17 protein-coding genes are annotated in these 24,250 nt (G+C 64.2%); 7 read left to right on the top strand and 10 right to left on the bottom strand.

Going from position 1 to position 24,250, the window contains the following annotated elements:
* Positions 1-63: 63 nt before the first annotated feature.
* From ACFSJC_RS17495 to ACFSJC_RS17485, 3 genes are all read right to left on the bottom strand, one after another.
* Entirely contained in the window at positions 64-834 is a 771-nt protein-coding gene (locus ACFSJC_RS17495; protein WP_386028477.1) for an anaerobic ribonucleoside-triphosphate reductase activating protein, read from the bottom strand.
* Positions 835-994: 160 nt separating this feature from the next.
* A complete protein-coding gene (nrdD, locus tag ACFSJC_RS17490) occupies positions 995-1,183 on the bottom strand; it encodes an anaerobic ribonucleoside-triphosphate reductase (protein WP_386028476.1) in 189 nt (62 codons plus the stop codon).
* Positions 1,184-1,232: 49 nt separating this feature from the next.
* Positions 1,233-3,284, bottom strand: coding sequence for a ribonucleoside triphosphate reductase (locus ACFSJC_RS17485; RefSeq protein ID WP_386028475.1), 2,052 nt, complete (start codon positions 3,282-3,284; stop codon positions 1,233-1,235).
* Between the two features lie 449 nt (positions 3,285-3,733).
* Between ACFSJC_RS17485 and ACFSJC_RS17480 the strand changes: the two genes are divergently transcribed.
* From ACFSJC_RS17480 to ACFSJC_RS17455, 6 genes are all read left to right on the top strand, one after another.
* The gene (locus tag ACFSJC_RS17480; RefSeq protein ID WP_386028474.1) at positions 3,734-4,768 is read left to right on the top strand and encodes a hypothetical protein; all 1,035 of its coding nucleotides are present in this window, start codon (positions 3,734-3,736) and stop codon (positions 4,766-4,768) included.
* A 7-nt stretch (positions 4,769-4,775) separates the two neighbouring features.
* Entirely contained in the window at positions 4,776-6,524 is a 1,749-nt protein-coding gene (locus tag ACFSJC_RS17475; RefSeq protein ID WP_386028583.1) for an exo-alpha-sialidase, read from the top strand.
* Between the two features lie 181 nt (positions 6,525-6,705).
* Entirely contained in the window at positions 6,706-8,037 is a 1,332-nt protein-coding gene (gene miaB, locus ACFSJC_RS17470) for a tRNA (N6-isopentenyl adenosine(37)-C2)-methylthiotransferase MiaB (RefSeq protein ID WP_386028473.1), read from the top strand.
* Between the two features lie 6 nt (positions 8,038-8,043).
* Complete coding sequence (locus ACFSJC_RS17465; RefSeq protein ID WP_386028472.1) at positions 8,044-9,048, top strand: PhoH family protein; 1,005 nt, start codon at positions 8,044-8,046, stop codon at positions 9,046-9,048.
* The gene (gene ybeY, locus ACFSJC_RS17460; RefSeq protein ID WP_386028471.1) at positions 9,045-9,551 is read left to right on the top strand and encodes an rRNA maturation RNase YbeY; all 507 of its coding nucleotides are present in this window, start codon (positions 9,045-9,047) and stop codon (positions 9,549-9,551) included. Before ACFSJC_RS17465 ends, ybeY begins: the two co-directional genes overlap by 4 nt.
* A 6-nt stretch (positions 9,552-9,557) precedes the next feature.
* On the top strand, positions 9,558-10,436 hold the full coding sequence (locus ACFSJC_RS17455) for an HlyC/CorC family transporter (protein WP_386028470.1): 879 nt from the start codon (positions 9,558-9,560) through the stop codon (positions 10,434-10,436).
* A gap of 96 nt (positions 10,437-10,532) precedes the next feature.
* On the opposite strand, the gene ACFSJC_RS17450 is transcribed toward ACFSJC_RS17455, so the two are convergent.
* The 7 genes from ACFSJC_RS17450 to uvrA all read right to left on the bottom strand — a co-directional run bounded on the left by ACFSJC_RS17450 (position 10,533) and on the right by uvrA (position 22,704).
* Positions 10,533-11,387 (bottom strand): 23S rRNA (adenine(2030)-N(6))-methyltransferase RlmJ, encoded by an 855-nt coding sequence (locus ACFSJC_RS17450; protein WP_386028469.1) that lies wholly within the window; start codon positions 11,385-11,387, stop codon positions 10,533-10,535.
* Between the two features lie 49 nt (positions 11,388-11,436).
* The gene (locus ACFSJC_RS17445; RefSeq protein WP_386028468.1) at positions 11,437-11,877 is read right to left on the bottom strand and encodes a DUF2721 domain-containing protein; all 441 of its coding nucleotides are present in this window, start codon (positions 11,875-11,877) and stop codon (positions 11,437-11,439) included.
* 72 nt (positions 11,878-11,949) lie between these two features.
* The gene (locus tag ACFSJC_RS17440; RefSeq protein WP_386028467.1) at positions 11,950-13,791 is read right to left on the bottom strand and encodes a methyl-accepting chemotaxis protein; all 1,842 of its coding nucleotides are present in this window, start codon (positions 13,789-13,791) and stop codon (positions 11,950-11,952) included.
* Between the two features lie 457 nt (positions 13,792-14,248).
* Positions 14,249-15,112, bottom strand: coding sequence for a universal stress protein (locus tag ACFSJC_RS17435; protein WP_386028466.1), 864 nt, complete (start codon positions 15,110-15,112; stop codon positions 14,249-14,251).
* A gap of 13 nt (positions 15,113-15,125) precedes the next feature.
* Entirely contained in the window at positions 15,126-16,601 is a 1,476-nt protein-coding gene (locus ACFSJC_RS17430) for a SulP family inorganic anion transporter (protein WP_386028465.1), read from the bottom strand.
* Positions 16,602-17,020: 419 nt separating this feature from the next.
* A complete protein-coding gene (locus ACFSJC_RS17425) occupies positions 17,021-19,606 on the bottom strand; it encodes a mechanosensitive ion channel domain-containing protein (protein WP_386028464.1) in 2,586 nt (861 codons plus the stop codon).
* 272 nt (positions 19,607-19,878) lie between these two features.
* The gene (uvrA, locus tag ACFSJC_RS17420; RefSeq protein WP_386028582.1) at positions 19,879-22,704 is read right to left on the bottom strand and encodes an excinuclease ABC subunit UvrA; all 2,826 of its coding nucleotides are present in this window, start codon (positions 22,702-22,704) and stop codon (positions 19,879-19,881) included.
* 101 nt (positions 22,705-22,805) lie between these two features.
* Between uvrA and ACFSJC_RS17415 the strand changes: the two genes are divergently transcribed.
* Complete coding sequence (locus ACFSJC_RS17415; RefSeq protein WP_386028463.1) at positions 22,806-24,242, top strand: MFS transporter; 1,437 nt, start codon at positions 22,806-22,808, stop codon at positions 24,240-24,242.
* Positions 24,243-24,250: the final 8 nt, after the last annotated feature.

The raw sequence follows: 24,250 nt of genomic DNA, 5'->3' as shown, positions 1-24,250 counted from the left end.
CGCAATCCGATAGCCTCGCCAGACCTGTCTGTGATTGAGCGGCGTCGCGCCGAAAGGGCTTTCTCAATCCCCGCGAATCAGGAAGCTTGCGAACCGCTTTCGATCAATCAATCCAATCCGCTCGTCCATCCCCACCAAAGACCCCTGCAGCGTCCCATCCAGCGCCCGATCCGTATCGCATTCCTGAATGCAGTAGTGCGTCACCCCGGCATCAGCGAGTGCATGCGCGAGCTCGGCGATTTGCTCGGGTGTCCAGTTTGGCATCAGGGTGGTGCGGACCTCCATCGGCACGCGGGCGGTGAGCAGAACGTCCAGGCTCTCCCAGGCACGCTGGCCGGAGTGGGCGACACCTGTGATGGCTGGATAGTCGTGGGGGAGGGCCTTGATGTCGAGGCCGATCCAGTCGATGAGCGGAAGCAGGTCGCGGAGACGATCCGGGTAGACGCCGCCGGTATGGAGTCCGACCTTGAATCCGAGTGCGCGGGTTGCTTGCATGGCTGCGGCGAGAGCGCTCTGGGCGGTGGGCTCGCCACCGCTGAAGACGACGCCGTCGAGCAGACCGATGCGCTGTTCGAGGAACCCCTGGATGTCGGTCCAGTGGATGAGTCCGGGTGCGCTGGCGTCGAGCAGGTCGGTGTTGTGGCAGTAGCGGCAGCGCCATGCGCAGCCTTGGCAGAAGACGACGGCGGCCAGTTCGCCGGGGTAGTCGATGGTGGTGAGTCGGGTGAATCCGCCGATGCGCAAACGGTCGGCGCTGGGGATGGGCGCGGCTGTCGACTCTGCTTCGAGGTTGGGTGCGGGCGTCTGCGTTGGGGGGCGGACGGGGTGGCTCATGTGATTTGGTGCTGCCTGCCTCGTGGAGGCTGGTTGTGGATGAGCGCAGGGTCTGTCTCTGTTCGGGAGTCAGGCCGCCCTTTCGGTTCGGCCCTCACCCCAACCCCTCTCGCCTCTGGAGTGCGTCGTACTAGCACGGTGGAGAGGGGTTTCGTGCTCCTTAGGCGGCCAGCGGCTCGCGGCACTGCTCCGAGCCCTTGGGCTGTTCGTTGAAGTAGCAGCGTTCGGCGTGCTCGGCGCGCTTGCCGTTGTTGAAGGCGGAGACCGGGCGGTGATAGCCCATGACGCGGGTCCAGACCTCGCAGGGGGTACGCTCTTCGTTGCTGAGTTGGGTGCGTGCGTCGTTCATGTCGGTGATTTCCTTGTGGGTGCGTTCTGTTTGGCGACTCGATGGTCGGTCAGGCTTGTGCTTCGTTGGCCGTGGTCGTGGTGTCGGCCTGCTTGCGCGCGATCAGCTCCTTGTCGCAGATCGGGCAGAAATGGTGCTCGCCGGCGATGTAGCCGTGTTTGGGGCAGATGGAGAACACCGGCGTGATGGTGATGTAGGGCTGGCGGAAGTTCTCCAGCGCACGGCGCACCAGGCGACGGCAGGCATCCGTGGATGAGATCTGCTCGCTCATGTAGAGATGCAGCACGGTGCCGCCGGTGTACTTGGTCTGCAGGGCCTCCTGCATCGACAGCGCCTCGAAGGGGTCGTCGGTGTAGCCGACCGGTAGCTGCGAGCTGTTGGTGTAGTAGGGGGTCTCCCGGGTGCCGGCCTGGATGATGTCCGGATAGCGCTTCTGGTCCTCGCGGGCGAAGCGGTAGGTCGTTCCCTCGGCCGGGGTGGCCTCCAGGTTGTACATGTTGCCGGTCGCTTCCTGGAATTCGAGCATGCGTTCGCGGACGTGGTCGAGCAACCGGCAGGCCAGCGCATGACCGTTCGGGGTGGTGATGTCGTCTGCGTCGCCGCTGAAGTTGCGGATCATCTCGTTGACACCGTTGATGCCGATGGTCGAGAAGTGATTGCGCAGTGTGCCCAGATAGCGCTTGGTATAGGGGAAGAGCCCCGCGTCCATGTGGCGCTTGATGACCTTGCGCTTCATCTCCAGGCTGTTGCGGGCGATGTCGAGCAGTTCGTCGAGCCGCGCCATCAGCCCGGCCTCGTCGCCCTTGTGGGTATAGCCGAGACGCGCGCAGTTGATGGTGACCACGCCGAGCGATCCGGTCTGCTCGGCCGAGCCGAAGAGCCCGTTGCCGCGCTTGAGCAGCTCGCGCAGATCGAGCTGCAGCCGGCAGCACATGGAGCGCACCATGTTGGGCGTGAGCTCGGAGTTGATGAAGTTCTGGAAGTAGGGCAGGCCGTACTTCGCGGTCATCTCGAACAGCAGCTCGGCGTTCTCGCTCTCCCAGGGGAAGTCCGGGGTGATGTTGTAGGTCGGGATCGGGAAGGTGAAGATCCGGCCCTTGGCGTCGCCCTCGGTCATGACCTCGATATAGGCACGATTGATCATGTCCATCTCGGCCTGGAGATCGCCGTAGGTGAAGGGCTGTTCCTGGCCGCCGATCACGGGCACCTGCTCCTTGAGGTCGTCCGGGCAGACCCAGTCGAAGGTCAGGTTGGTGAAGGGCGTCTGGGTGCCCCAACGCGATGGCACGTTGAGGTTATAAATCAGCTCCTGGATGTACTGCTTGACCTGCTTGTAGGGCAGTTCATCGACGCGCACGAAGGGCGCCATGTAGGTATCGAAGCTGGAGAAGGCCTGGGCGCCGGCCCATTCGTTCTGCAAGGTGCCGAGGAAATTGACGATCTGGCCGATCGCCGAGGACATGTGCTTGGGTGCGCTGGCCTCGACCTTTCCGGGCACGCCGTTCAGCCCCTCGTTGAGCAGGTTGCGCAGCGACCAGCCGGCGCAATAGCCGGAAAGCATGTCCAGATCGTGTATGTGGAGATCGCCTTCGCGATGGGCCTGACCGATCTCGGGCGGGTAGACATGGCTCAACCAATAGTTGGCGATCATCTTGCCCGAGGTGTTGAGGATGAGCCCGCCGAGCGAGTAGCCCTGGTTGGCGTTGGCGGCGACGCGCCAGTCCGAGCGGTCCAGATATTCGCTGATGGAGGCGGTGACATCGACCATGACGCGGGTGTCGGCGCGCAGCTTCTTGCGCTGCTCGCGATAGACGATGTAGGCGCGCGCGGTTTCGAAATGATTGGCCGAGATCAGGGTCTGCTCGACGACGTCCTGGATGTCCTCGATCTCGGGAAGGCGTCCGTCGCCGAAACGATGCGCCAGTACCTTGACGATCTGAGCGGTCAGCAGACCGGTCTCCATCTGTCCAAATTCTCCCGTTGCCTGTCCGGCGCGCAGGATCGCGGATTCGATCTTGGAGGCGTCGAAACGGACCTCGGAGCCGTCGCGCTTACTGACGCGTGTCGGCAATGTGGGAAAGTTTGGTTGACCGGTGCCCATGGAGACTCTCTAAAAAAGGACGCTATATCTAGTTGGCGCGAAGTTTAGCGTCAACTAGATGGTGTGTCGACCAGGTATTGCATTCATTGATCGAGATCAACCCGGAGGCATCCGCATCTTGCGCTCGGGCGGGCCTGGTCTTCGGTGACTGCTCTGCCGGTGGGGCGGAGCGGTCACCGACATTCGGCTGGCGGATAGGGCTTCGAGTCCGTCAACGTCTTGCGGATCCGTTATTTGCGACTAGCCTTGAGAGTGCTTCTTTCCGATGGCCGCCCGCTATGGCGCGCCGCCTTCCACGCCGATCCCATCATCATTGAACGACGCACCTTAGGGGCATCATCATGAAAAAACCTAGTTTAAAGATAGGGTTTGGCTCCGTTGCAGCTATTGGCGCGACGGGGCTTGTGGTTTTGAGCGGCACCGCGCCCCAACTGGGTCATGCGGATGCGATGCTGTTTCCAGTGATGACGCGCAGCCCGACGGTGGCGACCATCGTGTCGGTCGTCAACAAGGATCCCCAGGGGGTGGTGAATCTCAACTATTTCACCAAGTCGGCGGACCTGGCTTCGCCCTGTATCGACGAGGGTATCAAGCAGGTGTCCGCATCCGGCCGTGCCAACGATATGTTGACGTTCGATGCGTCCGGCGTGTTCCTGTCCAGCGAGGGTGGCGGCCCTCTGTTCAATGATCCGCAGACGTTGGCTCCCTATGGAGGCGTTCAGTTCAGCACCACCAACACGGGTCTGGCGCGCGGATTTCTGATCGTCGACGACGGCGACGATACGAGCGAGGGAGGAACTGGGGCGGACCTCTACGGCGAGGCGATCATGCTCGAACTCTCCGGAGGGGCGGCCTTCGGTTACCAAGCCCTCAATCCAGGGCAGGATGCGGCTTATACGCCAGGTGCGATGCTGGGTAATTGGGGCGGGCTGACGGCATTCCTCGGGGAGATTTTGGATTTCGGTCTGGGGATGGGCAGCGCAGGTGTCACCTTGATGCCTCCGAGCGAATGGACGACACGCTTTTTCGTCACGCCGGTTGCGGATGGTGCGGGTACGGCGACCAGCCAGCGCGACTGCGAAACCTGCAGCGTCAGCATTTATCTTTCTCCTGACCAGGCGGGCACACTCGCCGGAGTTTTCGACAGGGATACGGTGATGCGCTCCGAACCCTTCGCTCCGGCGGCCCTGCCGACCTCCGCCAAGAACGTCGTCTGCACCGGGGCGGTCGACATGACGGATATCCTTCCTCAATCGGTCGTCAATCAGATCTCGTCTCAGGGCGGATGGGGCTATGTGCAGATTCGCCCGGGAACGTCCGGGCACGTGGAGGACTCGGCCACCGTCATGAAGTTGGAGTTCAATCTCGTGAATGGCTCGGCGACGTCCACCATCTCGCCGGATGGATTCACGAGCTTCACCGGAACGGTGAACAATGGCGTTTGGTTACGCAACAACGGTACGCAAGGCATGAGCAGCTTCTAAGGTGAGCATGCGGTCTCTGATGTGGGCGGCGGGAGTTCTGATCTCGCCGCTTCTTTTCGCCGCCCCGTCCGAGTGGCGCGTCAATCCCGACAGCTTCAATCCTAGGTTGACGCCAAGGCTGGCGGTAACCCATTCGGGCAAGCCCTTCGTCGCCTATGGCGATCATCAGGGCAGGCTCCTGGTGCGCCAGCCGGATTCGAGCGTCCAGACATTGACCTCGCCGCGCGCGAAGGCGGCCGGCTTCGTGCTGGAGTCATTCGGCGAGCGGCTTTATGCGGCATGGTTGGAAGGCCAGGCCGGCTCGGCTCCCACCGTCAAGCTGCGCAGCCTTGAGGCCGGTAGCGCTTGGTCCGAGCCCGTTGCCCTCGACTCGGCGTCGCGGCCCTTGCCGCGTATCCGGGTCTCGGGCGATTCGGCCGGCCAGGTCGCCGTCGTTTGGTTGGGCGATGCGCCCGATGGTCCGCGCTCTGGTACGGAGGAGTCCAGTGCGCAAGCAACCCCCAACTACCATCTCTACGGTCGGCGCTCCGCTGATGGCGGGCGGACCTGGGGTGAGGTGAGCCGTCTGACGGCCGGCTACGACATCGGTTTCTGGCCGGCACTGACGATGGCCGCCGGGCGCGCCCATCTCTTTGCCGATGCGCGACTGGATGGAGAGACTCGGCTCGTCCATGTGGAGGCCGACGGTGCATTGGGCTGGACCGAGCCCGAGCCTGTCAAAACGATCGGCAGCGTTTTGCTGATCGAGGCGGCCGAGGCGCGGGGACAGCCAGTGGTCGTTTGGTTCGGTGCCTATGGCAACGAATATCGTCTCGAATCCGCCGTGCGCGAGGACGGGCATTGGAAGACCTACGCCTTTCCTGGCAGTGATGCCTACGACATCGGCTCGCTGAGCCTGGTCGCGCGCGACGCGCATGTCTATCTGGCGTTCAGCGCCCGCAGCGCCCAGCAGACGCGCCAGCCGCGCAAGAACCACGTCTATTTCACCCGCTCATCGGACGGTGGCGTGAGCTGGGAGCCGATTCGACCCTTCCGCCATTATCCCTTCGATGTCACTCAGGACACCTTTCCGCAAATGGCGCTGGGGCAGGATGGTCAGGTCGTCGTGGCCTGGAACGATTACCGCAATCTACGCGGGGATCTCTACTACAATCGCTCGGCCGACGCGGGTTCGACCTGGCTGGAGCAGGACGTTCCAGCGGACGCTCCGGGCCGATTCGAGGATGTGCTCTTTCCCTTCGTCGACAACCTGCGTGCCTCGGGCCATCATTTCTGGTTGATTGGCTCGCGCTACCGCACCGACGATCTGGCCATACCAGACCTCTATCTCTATGCCCTGCCTGCCGAGTCGACCTTTAGTGCGTCGTCCGGCCAGAACCCCGCAGCGGAAAAGGCTCGCCTCGAAGCGCGTGTTGCCGATTTCTGGGGCGCCTTGGTCAAGGGCGACTACGAGGCGGCCTATGCCTTGTTCGATCCCTACTTCCGCCGTCGGATGCCTGTGACCGATTATGTCGGACAGTCGGGGCGGGTCAAGCAGCGGGATTTCAAGATCTTGGATGCCCAGATCGAAGGGAAGGTGGCGCGTGTTGCGGTGGAGTTCACCTATGAGATTCCCGCGTTGAAGCTTCCCCGGGGGGGAACCTATTCCAAGCCACCGACTCTGACCCGGAGCGAGGAAACCTGGATCTTCATCGACGGCGACTGGTACAAGGAATATCGAAACGAGGTTGGCGATTTCTCCTTCACTCGCTATTGACGAGGCAGGCGGGCAGTACGCTGTCCCAGTGCGGAGGGTTGACACTAAACCGCTGTTTTAGCAGGATACGCGCCCTTGCGATCCTAATCTCGATCCTGATCCGGGATTGACGACCCATTGCCTAGCCCTATCCAAGCCTTGATCAAGGCCCTCGATCCACTGCCTCCGATGGCGGATTTCCATGCCCCCTAAGCTCTATATTCAAACCTTTGGCTGCCAGATGAACGAATACGACTCGGCCCGCATTGCGGATGCCTTGCGCGAGTCGATGGGACTGGAGCTGACCGAGACGCCCGAAGAGGCCGACGTGCTGCTGCTCAACACCTGCTCGGTACGCGAAAAGGCGCAGGAGAAGGTCTTCTCGCAGCTCGGACGTTGGCGTCCCTGGAAGGTCGCGCGACCCGATCTGGTCATCGGTGTCGGCGGTTGCGTGGCGAGCCAGGAGGGCGAGGCGATCCGCGATCGGGCGCCCTACGTGGATCTGGTGTTCGGCCCTCAGACCCTGCACCGTCTGCCTCAGATGCTCAAGGATTTGCGGGCCGAGCGGCGTGCTCAGGTCGACGTCTCTTTCCCCGAGATCGAGAAGTTCGACTGTCTCCCAGCGCACAAGGCCGAAGGACCGACTGCGTTCGTTTCTGTGATGGAGGGCTGCTCCAAATACTGTACCTACTGCATCGTGCCCTTCACGCGTGGCGAGGAGATCAGCCGTCCGCTCGACGCTGTGATCGCCGAGGTGGCCGGTCTGGCCGAGCAGGGAGTGCGCGAGGTCAATCTCCTTGGACAAAATGTCAATGCCTATCGTGGCGAGATGGGGGATGCTGAGGGCGAAACGGGCGATCTTTCCCTGCTGATCCGTTATGTCGCTGCCATCGAAGGCATCGAACGCATCCGCTTCACCACCAGTCATCCGGTCGAATTCTCTGATGACCTGATCGAGGTTTTCGCCGAGGTGCCCGAGCTGGTGAGCTTCCTGCATCTGCCTGTGCAGTCCGGCTCGGACCGCATTCTGGCGGCCATGAAGCGTGGTCACACGGCCGCTGAGTATGCCGATAAGATCCGCCGTCTGCGTCGGGTGCGTCCGGACATCAGCATCTCTTCGGATTTCATCGTCGGCTTTCCGGGCGAGACCGAGGAGGATTTCGCCGATACGCTCGCCCTGGTCGACGAGATCGGCTTCGACCACAGCTTCAGCTTCGTCTATAGCCGGCGCCCCGGCACTCCGGCGGCCGACTATCCGGACGACGTGTCGCTGGCGGTCAAAAAGGCGCGACTTGAGCGTCTGCAGCAGCGGATCAATACCAATGCGCAGCGCATCAGCCGACAGATGGTCGGCACGGTGCAGCGCGTGCTGGTCGAGGGGCCTTCGCGGAAGGATCCCGCCCAGCTTTCCGGCCGAACGGAGAACAACCGGGTGGTCAACTTCGATGGCCCTTCGGACTTGATCGGCACCTTCGTGGACCTCAGCATCAGCGAGGCCCTTCCCAATTCACTTCGCGGACATCTGACGTCCTGAGTCCCCTTGTCTACTCAACCTGAAACGCTGGACCTACAGCTTGCGCCCGAGGACAACGCGCGTCTCGCCAACCTCTGCGGCCAACTCGATCAACACCTGCGCCAGCTCGAACGCCGGCTGGGCATCGAAATCAACAATCGCGGTCTCTCCTTCCGTCTCGTCGGCGAGCGCCCCTCGGTCATGCTCGGCGAGCGTCTGTTGCGCGACCTCTACGCCGATACGGCGAACGAGGTGCTGACGCCGGAGAAGATCCACCTCGCGCTCCAGGAGTCTGGGGCCGATGGGCTGGTGGAGGAGGTCGGGGCGCGTCTTCCCGAGGTGGTCATCAAGACCAAACGCGGGCTCATTCGTGCGCGCGGAGCGAACCAGCAGGAATATCTCCACGCCATCGTACGCAATGACATCAACTTCGGGGTGGGGCCTGCCGGTACCGGCAAGACCTATCTCGCCGTCGCCTGTGCGGTCGAGGCACTGGAGTCGGACCGGGTGCGGCGTCTGCTGCTGGTGCGTCCGGCGGTCGAGGCCGGCGAGCGGCTCGGCTTCCTGCCCGGCGATCTGGCGCAGAAGATCGATCCCTATCTGCGCCCGCTTTACGATGCACTGTTCGAGATGCTGGGCTTCGAGAAGGTTACCAAGCTGATCGAGCGCAACGTCATCGAGGTCGCCCCGCTGGCCTATATGCGTGGGCGCACACTCAACGACTCCTTCATCATCCTCGACGAGGCCCAGAACACCACGCCCGAGCAGATGAAGATGTTCCTGACCCGCATCGGTTTCGGCTCGACCGCCGTCATCACCGGCGATATCACCCAGGTCGATCTGCCGCGAGGCCAGCTATCGGGGCTGCGTCAGGCGATCGATATCCTTCAGAACGTGAATGGCATCAGCTTCACCTTCTTCAGTGCGCGCGACGTGGTGCGTCATGCACTGGTTCAGCGCATCGTCAATGCCTATGACGACTTCGAGAATCCAACGCCGCCACGCGGAGTCCGGCAGGAGGAGCAGGCATGAGCGTCTTTGTGGACGTGTCGTTGGATCTGGATCTACAGGTTGCGACCGACTGCGCGGATTTGCCCTTGCCGCCCCGGTTCGAACGCTGGGCCAAGGCCGCATTGGCCGGGCGTCGGGAGCGTGCGGCCATGACGATTCGAGTGGTGGATCCGGACGAGGCCGCCGCGCTGAATCTGCAGTACCGGGGGCGCGATTATGCGACCAACGTGCTGTCCTTTCCGTTCGAGCTACCTCCCGGCGTGGCCTCCGAGGATCCCATCTCCGACCTCATCGGCGATCTGGTGATCTGCGCCGATGTGGTGCGTCGCGAGGCGCTGGAACAGGGCAAGGAACCGCTCGCCCATTGGGCGCACATGGTGGTGCATGGGGTCTTGCATCTTCTTGATTACGATCATATTACCGACGAACAGGCGGACGAGATGGAGACGCTGGAAATCGGCATCATGCGCGGGTTAGGATTCGCGCCTCCCTACGAAAACCAGGTTGACCTGGAGGATCATTGACACCTCATGACGAGCGATCGATCTAGCGAGGGTTCGCGTTCACGCAATTGGCTCGAACGACTTGGCCATTTGCTTGGAGGCGAACCACAGGACAAGGAGCAACTCGTGGAGTTGCTGAAGGACGCCCGGGAACGGGAGCTTCTGGACACGGATGCCTTGAGCATGATTGAGGGCGTCCTGCAGGTTTCCGATCTGCGCGTTCGTGACATCATGATCCCGCGCGCGGAAATGGTGTCTCTGAAGAGGGACGACTCTCTGGAGCGGATTCTCCAGATCGCGGTCAAATCCGCCCATTCACGTTTTCCGGTTACCGGCGACGACAAGGGTGAGGTGGTCGGGATCCTTCTGGCCAAGGACCTGCTCTCATTCTGTCTCAACTCGGGGCATCGCGCCTTCAACATCCGCGACCTGCTCCGCTCCGCCGTCTTCGTTCCCGAGAGCAAGCGTCTCAACGTCCTGCTCAAGGAATTCCGCTCCAGCCGCAACCACATGGCGATCGTCGTCGACGAATACGGCAGCGCAGCCGGGCTCGTGACCATCGAGGACGTGCTGGAGCAGATCGTCGGCGAGATCGACGACGAGCACGACTACGACGAGGGGTCGGGTATCTTTCAGCGCGGCGAGAACGAATACAGCGCCAAGGCCCGTACCGCCATCGAGGATTTCAACGAGTATTTCGGCAGCGACTTCTCGGACGAGGGCTTCGACACCATCGGTGGTCTGGTGGTCAACGCCTTGGGGCACCTGCCGAAACGCGGCGAATCGGTCGAGCTCGGTCGATTCCGCTTCACCGTGATGCGCGCCGACAGCCGTCGTGTGCATCTTCTGAGTATCGAGCGCCTGGATGCGCCCGACTCCGAGCAGGTTTCGGAGGACGAGGGCTAAGTAGGTGCGAATTCATTCGCACCTACGAAAATCGTAAATCTGTTGCCGGACGGTTCTTGACCGAGATATTTCGGTCGCGTCCCGTCGCTCCGCTCTTCAGGCCGTCGCCTCTCTCCAGGCGACGCGCCACCCGCTCGCACCCGTTCCGTCGAGCGTCAGTGCCGCCGCGAGTTGTGGCAGCAGCGTCTTGAGGCGCTCGTCGAACTGCCAGGGTGGGTTCACCAGGGCCATTCCCGACCCATGCATACCGAAGTCCCGCGTCTGGGCGCGAACCGAGAGTTCCGCGACCAGCACGCGAGGGACGCTGTCGAGGAGTCCCTGTAGCAATGTCTCCGACTGATCGCGATCGAGCCCCAGCCTGGGGTACCAGATGGCGTAGACGCCCGTCGGCCAGCGTGCATGGGCTGCGGCGAGGCAGCGGGCGACCTCTGCATAGTCCGTCTTGACCTCGTAGGGCGGATCGATCAGGGCCAGGCCCCGCGCCGGCTTTGGCGGTAGCAGTGCCGGCAGTCCCTCGAATCCATTGCGATGATGGATGTGGACCCTTGGATCCCCATCCAGCGCGGCGCGCAGTCCTTGCACCTCGGTCTTATGCAGTTCCATCAGGATCAGCCGGTCGTTCGGGCGCAGCAGTCGACGTGCTAGCTCGGGCGAGCCCGGATAGCGAGCGTGACCGCCGTTCGGATTGAGCGTGGCGATACTGTCGAAATAGCCGGCGAGTTCTGGAAGGTCGTGGCGCATGGGCCAGAGACGTCCGATGCCGTCAACGAATTCGCCCGTCTTGGCGGCCTGCTCGCCGTTGAGATCGTAGAGACCGGCTCCGGCGTGCGAATCCAGATAGACCAGGGGTTTGGGTTTGGCGGTGAGTGTCTCGATCAGAAGCGTGAGGACGCCGTGCTTGAGGACGTCCGCATGATTGCCGGCGTGAAAGCCGTGCAGATAGCTCAGCATGTGGATCTGCTCCGCGTGCGATGGGATGAGGCGTTCGAGGCGCGTCCTGTCAGCCGTACCGGTGGAATTCGAGTCCGCCGATGGCGATGAAGACCTCGCGGAGGAAGAACAGCAGCGCCACGATGAAGGCGAGCATGGCCGCCACGAAGCAGAGTGCGACGAATAGGGAGACGTCGAACGAGAGAAAGGATCCGATGAACAGCATGGCGATGATGGCCGAAACCAGCAGCGCGGTGAGGGTGCAGAGGCCGATCGAGACGCTGATCAGACGCCCGCGACGCGAGAGACGCTCCAGCTCGTCCTTGGCGCATATGGCATCCATGGAGCCGTCGGCGGCGGAGGCTTCGACGACGCGCCCTCGGTCGACGATGCGCCCGAGCCGGCTCGTCATGACGGACAGCATGCCGCTGATGCCCGTGATGAGGAAGACCGGTGCGACCGCGAGCTGTATGACATGTGCGGCCGTGATGATGTGGGTTTCTTGCAGCATGGAATGGTTCGTCGGGAATGAATGAGATGCCTCCCGGGGCTGCCGATCATCCGACGGCCTCGGGACGGCGCATCATACCCGGAACCGGCTGATGACCTGAGACAGACCTTCGGACTGGCTTGCGACCATGTTGGCGCTCTCGGCGTTGGCGTGGGCGGCCTCCGCCGAGCGCTCGGCGACGTCCCGAATGGCGACCACGTTGCGGTTCACCTCCGAGGCGACATGGCTCTGCTCCTCGATCGCGGCGGCGATCTGGGTGTTCATGTCGAGTACCGAGGACACGTCCTCGGCAATCTCGGCCAGGAAGGTTCCAGCCTGGGTGGCTTGGGTCGCGCTTTCCTGTCCTTCCGTGTGGCAATGGTCGATGAGCTGGACGATGTTGTTCGTGGTCTGGTTCAGATTGGCGATGATGCCCGCGATTTCCTCGGTGGCCGTCTGGGTGCGCATCGCCAGCGTCCGGACCTCGCCGGCGACGACGGCGAAGCCGCGTCCCTGCTCGCCGGCGCGGGCGGCCTCGATGGCGGCGTTGAGCGCCAGCAAGTTGGTCTGCTCGGCGATGCCCCGGATGACGTCGAGCACCGAGCCGATGGTCGTTGCGCTCTGTACCAGTTCCGAGGCTGCCGCGTTGGATTCCTCCAGCCGTTGCGACAGCAATTGGATGCGCCCGATGGTCTCCTCCACCTGGCGATGGCTCTGCCGGGTGTTCTCGCTGGTGCGGCGCGTGCGTTCGGCGGCCATCTCGGTATTGCGCGCGATCTCCTCGATGGTGGCGCCCATCTCGGTGATGGCGGTCGCCAGCTGGTCGGCCTCCGCGAGCTGCTGGCGTCCTCCCGCAGAGGTCTCGTCGGCGTTGGCCGAGAGCTCGGTGGTGATTTGGGTGAGATGATCGACCGCATCCTGGCATTGTCGGATGACCTGACGCATGCTGGCGAGCATGGAATCGAATCCGCGACCCATCTGGGCCAGCTCGTCCTTGCCTTCTAGGCCGAGTTTCAGCGTCAGGTCGCGGTGCTCCGCGATGTCGCTGATGACGCCGATCACCCGTCCCAGTCCGTGATCGAGGCTGCGCGTGATCCACCAGGTGAGTGCGGCGACGCCTAGCGTGACTAGCAGCGAGAGCACCAGCAATCTCCAGACGATGGCGGTTCCTTCCGCCTTCAGCGTCTCTTGGAGATGGTCCGCGAGCCCGTCGAGCAGGGCGGATGCCTGCTGCATTCCGGCGGCGAGTTCGGCTCGGATGCCCTGGTCGGGGGTCAGGCCGACGCGCTCCTGCGCCTCGACCAGCGCGAGGAAATCCTGCCGATAGCCTGTCAGCGTCGAGATCAGTTCCTGGTCGTTCCCGGCCAGATCGACCAGCGTGCCGTAGTCCTTTTCGAATTTGTCGACGTACTTGGTGTTGGATCGCAGCATGAAGTCCTTCTCGTGCCGTCTCAGCTGGAGGATCCCGGCCAGCAGATCGTCGCGCTGCCTGGCGTCGACGCTACTCTCCGCCCGGTGAACGGCCTCGCGAAGGCTGCCGTAGAGGCCCGACTCGGGATCGAAACCGATCGTTCGATATTCTTCGACCAGCTGCTCGAATATCTTCAGGTATCCGTCGAAGGCGTCCTTCAGGGCATCGAGCTCGCTGGCGTCCAGGCCCTTTCCTGCGATCCCGTCGCGCAGCTCTGCGAGATGCTCGTCGAACTGCGTGGCCTCCTGGCGCAGCTTCTGGGGATGCGATTCGTCGGGCTGCATCAGGAACGCCTGCTGATCGAGTCGTGTGTGCAGCAGGTGCTGGTGCAGCTCGTACGCGAGTTCCTTGGCCGTGTCGAGCCTCTTCAGCTCGGTCCAGGACCACCAGACGCCGACCATCAGGATCAGCAGCGCACCGACCGACAATGCGGACAGGCTGTAGAGTTTATGGCGAATGAGCATGGAATCTCCTTACGTATCTCGATCCGGAACATGGCTTTGAATCCTGATCGGCGGACACCCAGCGTCTCATCCGGGAGGGCTGTCCACGGGGCAGGATGGGGCGACCGGGATCGTTGATGCCGCCGGGGAAGCGCTTGCTGGGGCACGCACACGCACCGCCTTCCTCGACGGACCTGGAGGCTGGGGTGGCTATATGGGGGCGGCTGCATGTGCGTCTCGTGTCCGATGCGTGTCTAGGGAAAGGCTGCGGCTCAGATGAGCCGAGCGAAGGATTCCTGCTGCCGGACATGCAGCAACTATAGCGGATTCATTATGAATTCAAGTTGCTGCCGGCGACTGCGAGGACGCTGTGTGATTGCCGTTCCAGTTTCTCTGTCCCATCGACGCCATTCCACCGTCCGTAAACCGCCGGGGCCGGAAAGCCCGAGATCCCCGCCCGTGGCCCTCCGGCCCTCGCTCAACGCAGCAGCAGTGTCGGAATCTTGGCCGAGCGCAGGAGGTCGGAGGTTTTGCTGCCGAACAGTAGGGCGCGGATCGGGGAGTGACCATAGGCGCCCATGACGAGCAGGTCGATCTCGCGCTCGCGCACCGAGCGGGCGATGACGTTCTCGGCGTCGCCTGGGATCAGGTCCACCTCGGTTTCGAGGCCCGCCGTCTCCAGCGTCGTTTTGGCCCATTCGAGCTGCTTGGCGCCATCCCTGGTCGTCTTGCCCGACATCAGCACGTGGATCGGCAGGTCGGTGAACAGCGGGCTCTTGGCGACCAGCTCCACGCCGCGCCGCGCCATGCCGCCGCCGTCGAAGGCGAGCATCACGCGCCGTGGTGTCTGGAACTGTTCGGTGACCGCCAGGATGGGCCTCTTGAGCGCACGCACCACGCGTTCGACATTGCGCCCGAGATCGCGTTGGGTGGCCTCGGCCGATTCGCCTCGGCGTCCGAGCACGAACAGCCCCACCCCTGGCTGCTGCTCGACCAGCACCTCTTCGAGCTCGCCATGGCGTTGGCGCACGTCGGGCGCCGTGGCCCCGGCGGCGATGGCGCGCTCGCGCAATCGATTGAGAAAGAGCCGTCCCTGCTCGCGCGCGGCCTTGCTGCGCGCCGCATCCTCCTCGGACAGTGCCTCGAGCAAGTGCTGTTGGGCGTTGAAGCCGATCGTGCCGCTATGGTCCTTGCCGCTGGCGCTTTCGGGATGGCGGTCGAGGATGTGCAGCAGCTCCATCGGAGCCTCCAGGCGGCGTGCCGCCCAGGTCGCCGCGTCCGTTACGGTGTCGGCATAGTCTGAGCGGTCGACGCAGGCCAGGACCTTGTTTTCCTCTTGCATGGCGAATTTCCTCTCAATGTCCCATCAATTGCTCGACCGCGTCGGGCTTGTCGTGGACCGCGAACTTGTCGATCAGGGTCGCACTAGCCTCGTCGAGACCCACGACCTCGACCTCGGTACCCTCGCGGCGGAATTTGATGACCACCTGGTCGAGCGCGCTAACGGCGGTGATGTCCCAGAAGTGGGCGCGGCTGACGTCGATGCGCACGCGCTCGATGACCTCCTTGAAATCGAAGGATGCGATGAAGCGGTCGGCCGAGGCGAAGAAGACCTGGCCCGTCACCAGATAGGCGCGGATGCGGCCCTCGTCGAGCGAGACCGATCCGACATAGAGCACCTTGCCGACCCGGTTGGCGAAGAAGAAGCCGGAGAGCAGCACACCCGCGAGGACGCCTTGCGCCAGATTGTGCGTGGCCACCACGACGATCACGGTCGAGAGCATCACCACGTTGGCCGACAGCGGATGGTCGCGGAGATTGCGGATCGAGGCCCAGTTGAAGGTGCCGATCGAGACCATGATCATGACCGCCACCAGCGCGGCCATGGGGATCTGCGCCACCCAGTCGCCGGCGAAGACCACCATCACCAGCAACAGGAGACCGGCGGCCAGCGTCGAGAGCCGTCCGCGTCCGCCCGACTTCACGTTGATGACCGACTGGCCGATCATGGCGCAGCCGGCCATGCCGCCGAGGAAGCCGGTCGCCACGTTGGCCACGCCCTGGCCAACGCATTCGCGGTTCTTGTTGCTCGACGAATCGGTCAGGTCGTCGACGATCGTGGCCGTCATCATGGATTCCAGCAGACCCACGGCGGCCAGCGTGGCCGAGACCGGGAAGATGATCTGGAGCGTCTCCAAATTGAGCGGGATCTGGGGTAGCAGAAACACCGGCAGGCTGTCGGGCAGCTGACCCATATCGCCGACGGTGCGCACGTCGAGATTGAGCCAGATGGCCACGCCGGTCAGTACCAGGATGGTCACCAACGGCGAGGGAACGACCTTGGTCAGATAGGGGAATAGATAGATGATCGCCAGACCGGCGGCCACCATGGCGTAGACCTGCCAGGTTGCGCCGATCAGCTCGGGAAGCTGGGCCATGAAGATCAGGATGGCGAGTGCGTTGACGAATCCGGTGATGACCGAGCGGGAGATGAAACGCATCAGGTTGCCCAGTCGCAGCCAGCCGGCGAGCATCTGCAGCACGCCGGTCAGGATGGTCGCGGCCAGCAGATACTGGAGCCCGTGGTCCTTGACCAGGGTGACCATGACCAGTGCCATGGCGCCGGTGGCCGCCGAGATCATGCCGGGCCGGCCGCCGACGAAGGCGGTGACCACGGCGATACTGAAGGAGGCATAGAGCCCGACCTTGGGATCGACGCCGGCGATGATGGAAAAGGCGATCGCCTCTGGGATGAGCGCCAGCGCGACCACCAGGCCGGCGAGCAGGTCGTTGCGGACGTTGGAGAGCCATTCCTGGCGGATGGATTTCATGCTGAGTCGGAACCTTCGCGGAGAGAGCCGAGCGGATCGGCGATGGATGGAAAACGCGAAGGCCGGCCGCCTAAGCGGCGAGGGGAGCGATCTGAGAACCGGGGGAGTCGGAGGGAGGCGCAGGCATCAGGTGCGGCATCGCGTCGAGATCTGGATATGGGCGTTTGCTTCAAACGCGTGGCGAGCCGGGGGTGTCTACACGGGGAACTGACTCCTGAAGTCCATGGTTTATTTGCGAATTTTCGCAAGTCTAGCCGTTTTGCATCCCGTGGGCAAACTGGGGCGTGGCCGGCGAGTCCTGCTTTCGGCCTGATTCCGGCGTCACCTTGCGAGCCTCTTCATCAAGCACTGGAGAGGCCCTGCAGCAAGGGGTCGGCGAGCGACGCTCGGCCGACCGAATGACGTCGCTCCGTCATGGATCAGGCGTTCCGCGTGTCCGCGCCGCCCGGTTGCGGGCCGGCGTGCCTGAGAATCAGCTCCTGGGTCGGATAGGCGAACTCGATGCCCTCTTCGCGGAAGCGGCGGTTGATCGCCAGATTGATCGCCTGCTGGATGTCCATGTAGCGGTTGTAGTCCGGACCCTGGACGTAATAGACGATCTCGAAGAGGAGCGCGAAGTCGCCGTACTCGAAGAAATGGGCGCGGTCGAAGCGGGTGTATGCCTGGTCGCGGACGATGCGCTCGATCATCCCCGGGATGCGTTCGAGCAGATCCGGCGGGGTCTGGTAGACCACGCCCAGCTTGAACACCACGCGGCGCTCCTCCATGCGCTTGTAGTTGTGGATGCGGCTGTTGAGCAGGTCGGTGTTCGACATGGTGATCTGCTCGCCCGAAAGACTGCGGATCCGGGTCGTCTTGACCCCGATCTGTTCCACCACGCCCAGGGTCGAGCCGGTGACCACGAAGTCGCCGACCCGGAACGGCTTGTCCAGAATGATGGCCATGGAGCTGAAGATGTCGGCGAGGATGTTCTGCACCGCGAAGGCGACTGCGATGCCGCCCACGCCCAGTGCCCCGATCAGGCCCGTGATGGGATAGTCGAAGTGGGTGAGCACCGAGATGAGCACGATGCTCCAGATGCCGACGCGGATGAAGAAGAGGATCAGTCCGTAACCGCTGACCGCCGAGGGATCCTGCCGCTCGCGGCGGCTGCGCTGGCGGTTGAGATAGTCGAGCGCACCGGCGCTGGCCCAGATCCCGATCTGGAGCCAGAAGACGACGACCAGGATGCTCCAGAGCCAATCGTGCAGTCGTTCCGGAAGCAGTCCGGACACCCGCATGGCCGCATAGAAGGCGATGATCACCACGAACAGCTGGCTGGTGTTGCGCACCAGCGCCAGAACCAAGGCGCGGGGGGCGCGCTTTTCGCCGTCGCTGGCGGCGACCAGACGCGGCAGGACCGTGCGGCGCAGCAGCCGTTGCAACAGTGAGACGGCCGCGATCACCAGCAGGAAGACGGCGCCCCCGCTGACCATGTCGCGCAGATAGAAGCCCTGGTCCTGGAAGACGAAGAGTTCCTTGTTCCACCAGCCCGCGAGCCAGGTCGCGGCCTCGTCCATGCGCTGGGCGAAGGAGCGCCGGCTCACCAGCGGATCCAGTTCCTGTTCGAAACGGTCCGCCAGTGCGCTCAGCTGGTCCTCGACGCCGAGCAGATCCTCGGCCTGTCCCTCCTGCGCGTCCAGGGCATCCAGTCTGCGCTTGAGCGCGGTGCGCATGTCGCTGGCGAGCCCCGAGTCGGCGAGTCGCTGGACGAGCATCAGCTGCACCGAGCGCACCGTGGCGAGTTCGTCCTGCAGATAGCGGGTCTCGTCTGCGATGGTGTCGGCGAGCGTGCCGACCTCTTGCAGCCAACTGGTCAGGGGGGCCTCCTGGTCGCCCTGGTACAGCCGATAGCGGCGCTCCCAGAGGGTACGGGCCGAGGCGAGGCTCGAGAGCGCATGACGCAGATAGGCGATGCCCTTGCGCGAGGCGTCGAGCTCGGCCTCGCGGGCCGCGACCTCTTCCTCGAGGAGCTGGGCGCGTGACGCGTCCTGGTTGCGCTCCAGACGTCGGCGGGCATCGAAGAGGGCGCTTTCGGCGCGATCGCCGGCCTGGGTCAGGCTCTCGATCCGTTTGCGGATCTGGGTCTCGCGCGCCGTCAGTTCATCGACCCGGTCGTCCAGCATCTCTTTGGTGAAGCTGACCGCGTCCTTCATGCGCACGATCTTGGCGCTCAGCAGGTCGCTGCGTTGCCGGGCGACCTGGGACTCCAGATGCGTCAGTTCCAGAAAGTCCTTCGCCGTCGCCCGCCGCTGGCGTGCGGCGAGCACGCCGAGCCGAGACGCCTCCAGGCGGCGTTCGAGCGCTGGCGTGTCGTCGCCGGGTGCGGCTTGCTCCAGCTGGGTGCGGGCGAGCCGGCGCTCCTGCTCCTTGGCCTCGATCTCCTTGGCCGCCGAGTCGGTCTGCTGCCGTGCGATCTCCAGTGCGCGCTCGGCCGCCTCGGCGGCGTGCCTGGCCAATCGATGCTCGCCGTGCAGCTGGTCGATCTGGTCGATCGGGTAGGGCGGCTTTTCGCTCAGCCCCTCGCGCTTCAGGGTCTCCCGGGCGGTCTCGATGTCGTTCAGCGAACCTTGCAGCTCCTGGCGCCGCGCGAGCAGGGTCGCCCGGCGCTGCACCGAGAGTCGCAGATCCTGCAGGGGTTCGAGTCTCGGGTCCGGGGCGGTGCCTTCGTCCGGCTGACCGGGGGCGGGCGGTGCGTCGTCGCGCTCGACCGCCGCGAGTTTGTCCTCGACGATCTTCAGTGCCTTGTCGTAGTCCTCGGCCGTAGCATCTTCTCCCGGAAGCGCGGCGAGACCGACCAGGGCGGGGTCCAGTCCGTTCTTGATTTCCGGCGCGGGCGTGGCTGGGTTATCGGTCGCGGGTGCGTCCTCGGCGGCGGCAGGCGTGTCCTGAGCGAGCGCCGAGATGGAGAAGCAGATGAGCGCGAGGGCGAGGAAGGAGAGGCGGGTGAGGCGAGCGGAGATCACGGATGGACGACTCCCTTGGGCTGGTCATGTGAGCGGAAGGGTGAAGTCGATCAGCTACACAAATATCGTGCCATAGGGCTTGTGTCCCGACGAAACGTCACGGTGGGTTTGCTCGATCCTCGTCGAGTGAGCGGGCACCTGAGTCGTTCGATGTCCCGCATGCGCCGTCGCTCATCGCGACTGGTGTCGGTCGGGCGGAGGTCAGTGGTGGTGCATTTGACTGGGGGCTGGTGCAAAACCACCGGACGGTTGAGGGTCGGGGAACGATGGGTTCACCATCCCCGTTCCAGTAACGGTCGCAGAAAGCGTCCGGTATGGGATGCTGGGTCGGCGGCGATGGTCTCGGGTGTGCCGGTGGCGATGATCTGACCGCCCTTGTCGCCACCCTCCGGTCCCAGGTCGAGGATCCAGTCGGCGGTCTTGATGACGTCGAGATTGTGCTCGATGACCACCACCGTATTGCCCTGGTCGCGTAGGCGGTGCAGCACGTCGAGCAGATGCTTGACGTCGTGGAAGTGCAGTCCGGTGGTGGGTTCGTCGAGGATGTAGAGCGTCCGTCCCGTGTCGCGCTTGCTGAGCTCGCGGCTGAGCTTGACCCGCTGCGCCTCGCCGCCTGAAAGCGTGGTGGCACTCTGTCCGAGCCGAACATAGGAGAGTCCCACGTCCTTCAGCGTCTGGAGCTTGCGGTGGATGACGGACACCGGTGCGAAGAACTCCAGTGCGTCCTCGATCGTGAGGTTCAGCACCTCGTCGATCGTCTTGCCCTTGTAGCGGATCTCCAGGGTCTCGCGGTTGTAGCGCCGGCCCTTGCAGGTGTCGCACTGGACGTAGATATCGGGCAGGAAGTGCATCTCGACCCGGATGAGTCCGTCCCCTTTGCAGGCCTCGCAGCGTCCGCCCTTGACGTTGAAGCTGAAGCGCCCGGCGGTGTAGCCGCGCGAGCGCGCCTCGGGGACGGCGGCGAAGAGGTCGCGCACCAGATTGAAGAGCCCGGTGTAGGTGGCCGGGTTGGAGCGTGGCGTGCGACCGATGGGGCTCTGGTCGATGTCGACGACCTTGTCGAAATGCTCCAACCCCTCGACGGCACCGTGGGGTGCCGGACGTAGACTGGCACCGTTGAAATGACGGGCGGCGACCGGGAAGAGGGTGTCGTTGATGAGCGTCGACTTGCCCGATCCAGAGACCCCGGTGATGCAGCAGAAGGTTCCGACCGGGATGGCGGCGTCGACGGCGCGCAGGTTGTTTCCGCGCGCCCCCAGTATGCGCAACTGACGCTCGGGGTCGTTGGGTGTGCGCCGCTCGGGGATGGGGATGCGCAGGTCGCCCGCGAGATAGCGCCCTGTCAGGGATTCCGGCATGGCCGAGATCGCCTCGGCGGTACCCTGAGCGACGATCTCGCCGCCGTGCGCGCCGGCGCCAGGTCCGATGTCGACCACCAGATCGCCAGCGCGGATCGCCTCCTCGTCGTGCTCGACCACGATCACCGTGTTGCCGATGTCGCGCAGATGCACGAGCGTCTTGAGCAGGCGGGCGTTGTCGCGCTGGTGCAGACCGATCGAGGGCTCGTCGAGGATGTACATGACGCCGACCAGACCGGCGCCGATCTGGCTGGCGAGCCGGATGCGCTGGGCCTCGCCGCCCGAGAGCGTCTCGGCGCTGCGCTCCAGGGTCAGGTATTCGAGCCCGACGTCGACCAGAAAACGCAGCCGGGTGGCGACCTCCTTGATGACCTTGGCGCCGATCTCACCGCGCTTGCCCGGAAGCTCCAGCGTCTCGAAGAAGCGCAGCGACTCGCCGACCGGCATGCGCGAGATGGCGGGCAGGTTGTAGTCGCCGACGAAGACGTGACGCGCCGCTTCGTTGAGCCGCGATCCCTGGCACGCGGGGCAGGGCTGGTGCGAGATGTAGCGCGCCAGCTCTTCGCGGACCGTGTTGGACTCGGTCTCGTGATAGCGGCGCTCCATGTTGCGGATGATGCCTTCGAAGGTGTGCGGCTTGGCGCTGCCCTTCTCGTGCGGCAGCTTGAGCCGAATCTTCTCCTTGCCGCTGCCGAAGAGCACGACCGAGCGGACCTGCTCGGTGAGCTCGTTCCAGGGCGTCTCGACGTCGAATCCGTAGTGCTCGCCGAGCGAGCGGATCATCTGGAAGTAATAGGCGTTGCGTCGGTCCCAGCCGCGCACCGCGCCGCCGGCCAGGCTGAGTTCTGGGTGAACCACGACCTTGGAGGGGTCGAAGAACTGCTCCACGCCCAGTCCGTCACAGGTGGGGCAGGCCCCGGCCGGGTTGTTGAAGGAGAAAATGCGGGGTTCCAGCTCGGGGATGCTGTAGCCGCAGACCGGACAGGCGAACATGGCCGAGAAGGTGAGCTCGGGCCGTTCCGGTTCGTCGATCCACCCGACGCGTGCGGTTCCGCCGGAGAGCGCGAGCGCGGTCTCGAAGGATTCGGCCAGGCGGAGTGGCAGATCCTCGCGCACCCGGAAGCGGTCGATCACCACCTCGATGTCGTGCTTCTTCTTGAGGTCGAGTTCCGGCGGATCGTCGAGTTCGTGGAGCTGGCCGTCGATGCGGGCGCGGATGAACCCCTGGGCATGCAGTTCGGCGAGCAAGCGCTGGTACTCGCCCTTGCGCGCCGAGACCACGGGGGCGAGCAGCATCAGCTTGTCGCCCTCGGGCAGGTTCAGCACCTGGTCGACCATCTGACTCACGGCCTGGGCCTCCAGCGGTTCGCCGTGGGTCGGGCAGCAGGGTTGGCCGACGCGGGCGAACAGCAGGCGCAGGTAGTCGTAGATCTCGGTGATGGTGCCGACGGTCGAGCGCGGATTGTGCGAGGTGGTCTTCTGCTCGATCGAGATGGCCGGCGAGAGTCCCTCGATGTGGTCGACGTCCGGCTTCTCCATGACAGAGAGGAACTGCCGGGCATAGGCGGAGAGGGATTCCACGTAGCGCCGTTGCCCCTCGGCATAGATGGTGTCGAAGGCGAGCGACGACTTGCCGGAGCCCGAGAGCCCGGTGAAGACGATCAGCCGGTCGCGGGGCAGGTCGAGGTCGACGCCCTTGAGGTTGTGCGTGCGTGCGCCGCGGATGCGGATGGTGTCCATGGAGTCTGCCGGGGGATTGGGTGCCTGGTCGCGAGGTTCGCGAGGCTCGGTGCGGATCACTGCGGCGGGGCGTCTGCTTCCGTCCAAGCCGAGCTGCTATTATGCGGAGCTTCGACGTCAAGAAGCAAAGGCCATCGGCCGTGAAGTCATCAGATACGCCAAACCTCGAAATCCCCAAGACTCCGCTCTCGCCCACCGAGCGGCGCGCCGCGATGGGGCTTGCCGCCATCTTTTCCACCCGTATGCTCGGCCTCTTCATGGTGCTGCCGGTCTTCGCGCTCTATGCCGACGATCTTCCCGGCGCGACGCCGCTCTTGATCGGTCTCGCGATCGGCGCTTACGGACTGACGCAGGCGATCCTGCAGATCCCGCTCGGTCTGCTGTCCGACCGCATCGGGCGTAAGCCGGTCATCTACGGCGGGCTCGCGCTCTTCGCCCTGGGTAGCCTGGTCGCGGCGCTGGCCGATAGCATCCAATGGGTGATCCTGGGACGCGCGCTGCAGGGCAGCGGTGCGATCGCTGCCGCGATCATCGCCTTGACCGCCGATCTGACGCGCGACGAGGTGCGTACCAAGGGCATGGCGGCGATCGGCATCAGCGTCGCGCTCTCCTTCGCCGCAGCCCTGGTGATCGGTCCGCCCATCGCGCGCTGGATCGGCATCTCGGGCATCTTCGCCCTGACCTCGGTGCTGGCGATCGTCGGCATGCTGATCCTCGCCTACGTGGTTCCGGACCCGGATCGCTCCATGGTGCATCGCGATGCCCAGCCGGTGCTGGATCAGCTCTCGGGCGTGCTCCGTAACCCGACTCTGCTGCGGCTCGACCTGTCCATCTTCATGCTGCATCTGACCATGGTGAGCATGTTCGTGGTGCTTCCGCTGTCGGTCGAGTCGGCCGGGCTGGCGCCGGTCGATCACTGGATGATCTATCTGCCGGCCGTGCTGCTTGCCATCCTGGCCATGGTGCCCTTCATCGTCATGGCGGAGCGTCTGGGCAAGGTCAAGCCGGTCCTGATCGGGGCCGTGATGGCGCTGGGCGCGGCCATGTTCGGGTTCTATCTGTTCCATTGGTCGCTCTGGCTGGCGGCCTTCCTGCTGGTCGTGGTCTTCACCATCTTCAACCTGCTGGAGGCGGTGCTGCCGTCGCTGGTGTCCAAGGCCGCACGGGCCGGGGCCAAGGGGACGGCCATGGGCGTCTTTTCCAGCTCCCAGTTCGTCGGCGCCTTCCTCGGGGGGCTGCTCGGCGGTTGGGCGCACGGCAGTTTCGGTCCGCAGGCCGTCTATCTGGTCGGCGCGGCGACCTCGCTGGCGTGGATCGGCGTCGTTGCGACCATGCGCATTCCGGCCAACCTGACACGCCACATACTGACCCTGGGCATCCTGCCCGAGGACGCAGTGACCGATGTGGAACAGCGTTTGTTGGATGTGCCAGGCGTCGAGGAGGCCGTGATCGCCCGCGACGAGGGTGTGGCCTACCTCAAAGTGGACAGCCGCCAGCTCGATTGGGCAAGATTGCAGGCCTTTTCGGCCAGCGCTTGAGAATCGGT

Source organism: Thiorhodococcus fuscus, from assembly GCF_042682685.1.
In the GTDB taxonomy this organism is placed as follows: domain Bacteria; phylum Pseudomonadota; class Gammaproteobacteria; order Chromatiales; family Chromatiaceae; genus Imhoffiella; species Imhoffiella fuscus.
This window is presented reverse-complemented; position numbering and strand designations above follow the sequence as displayed.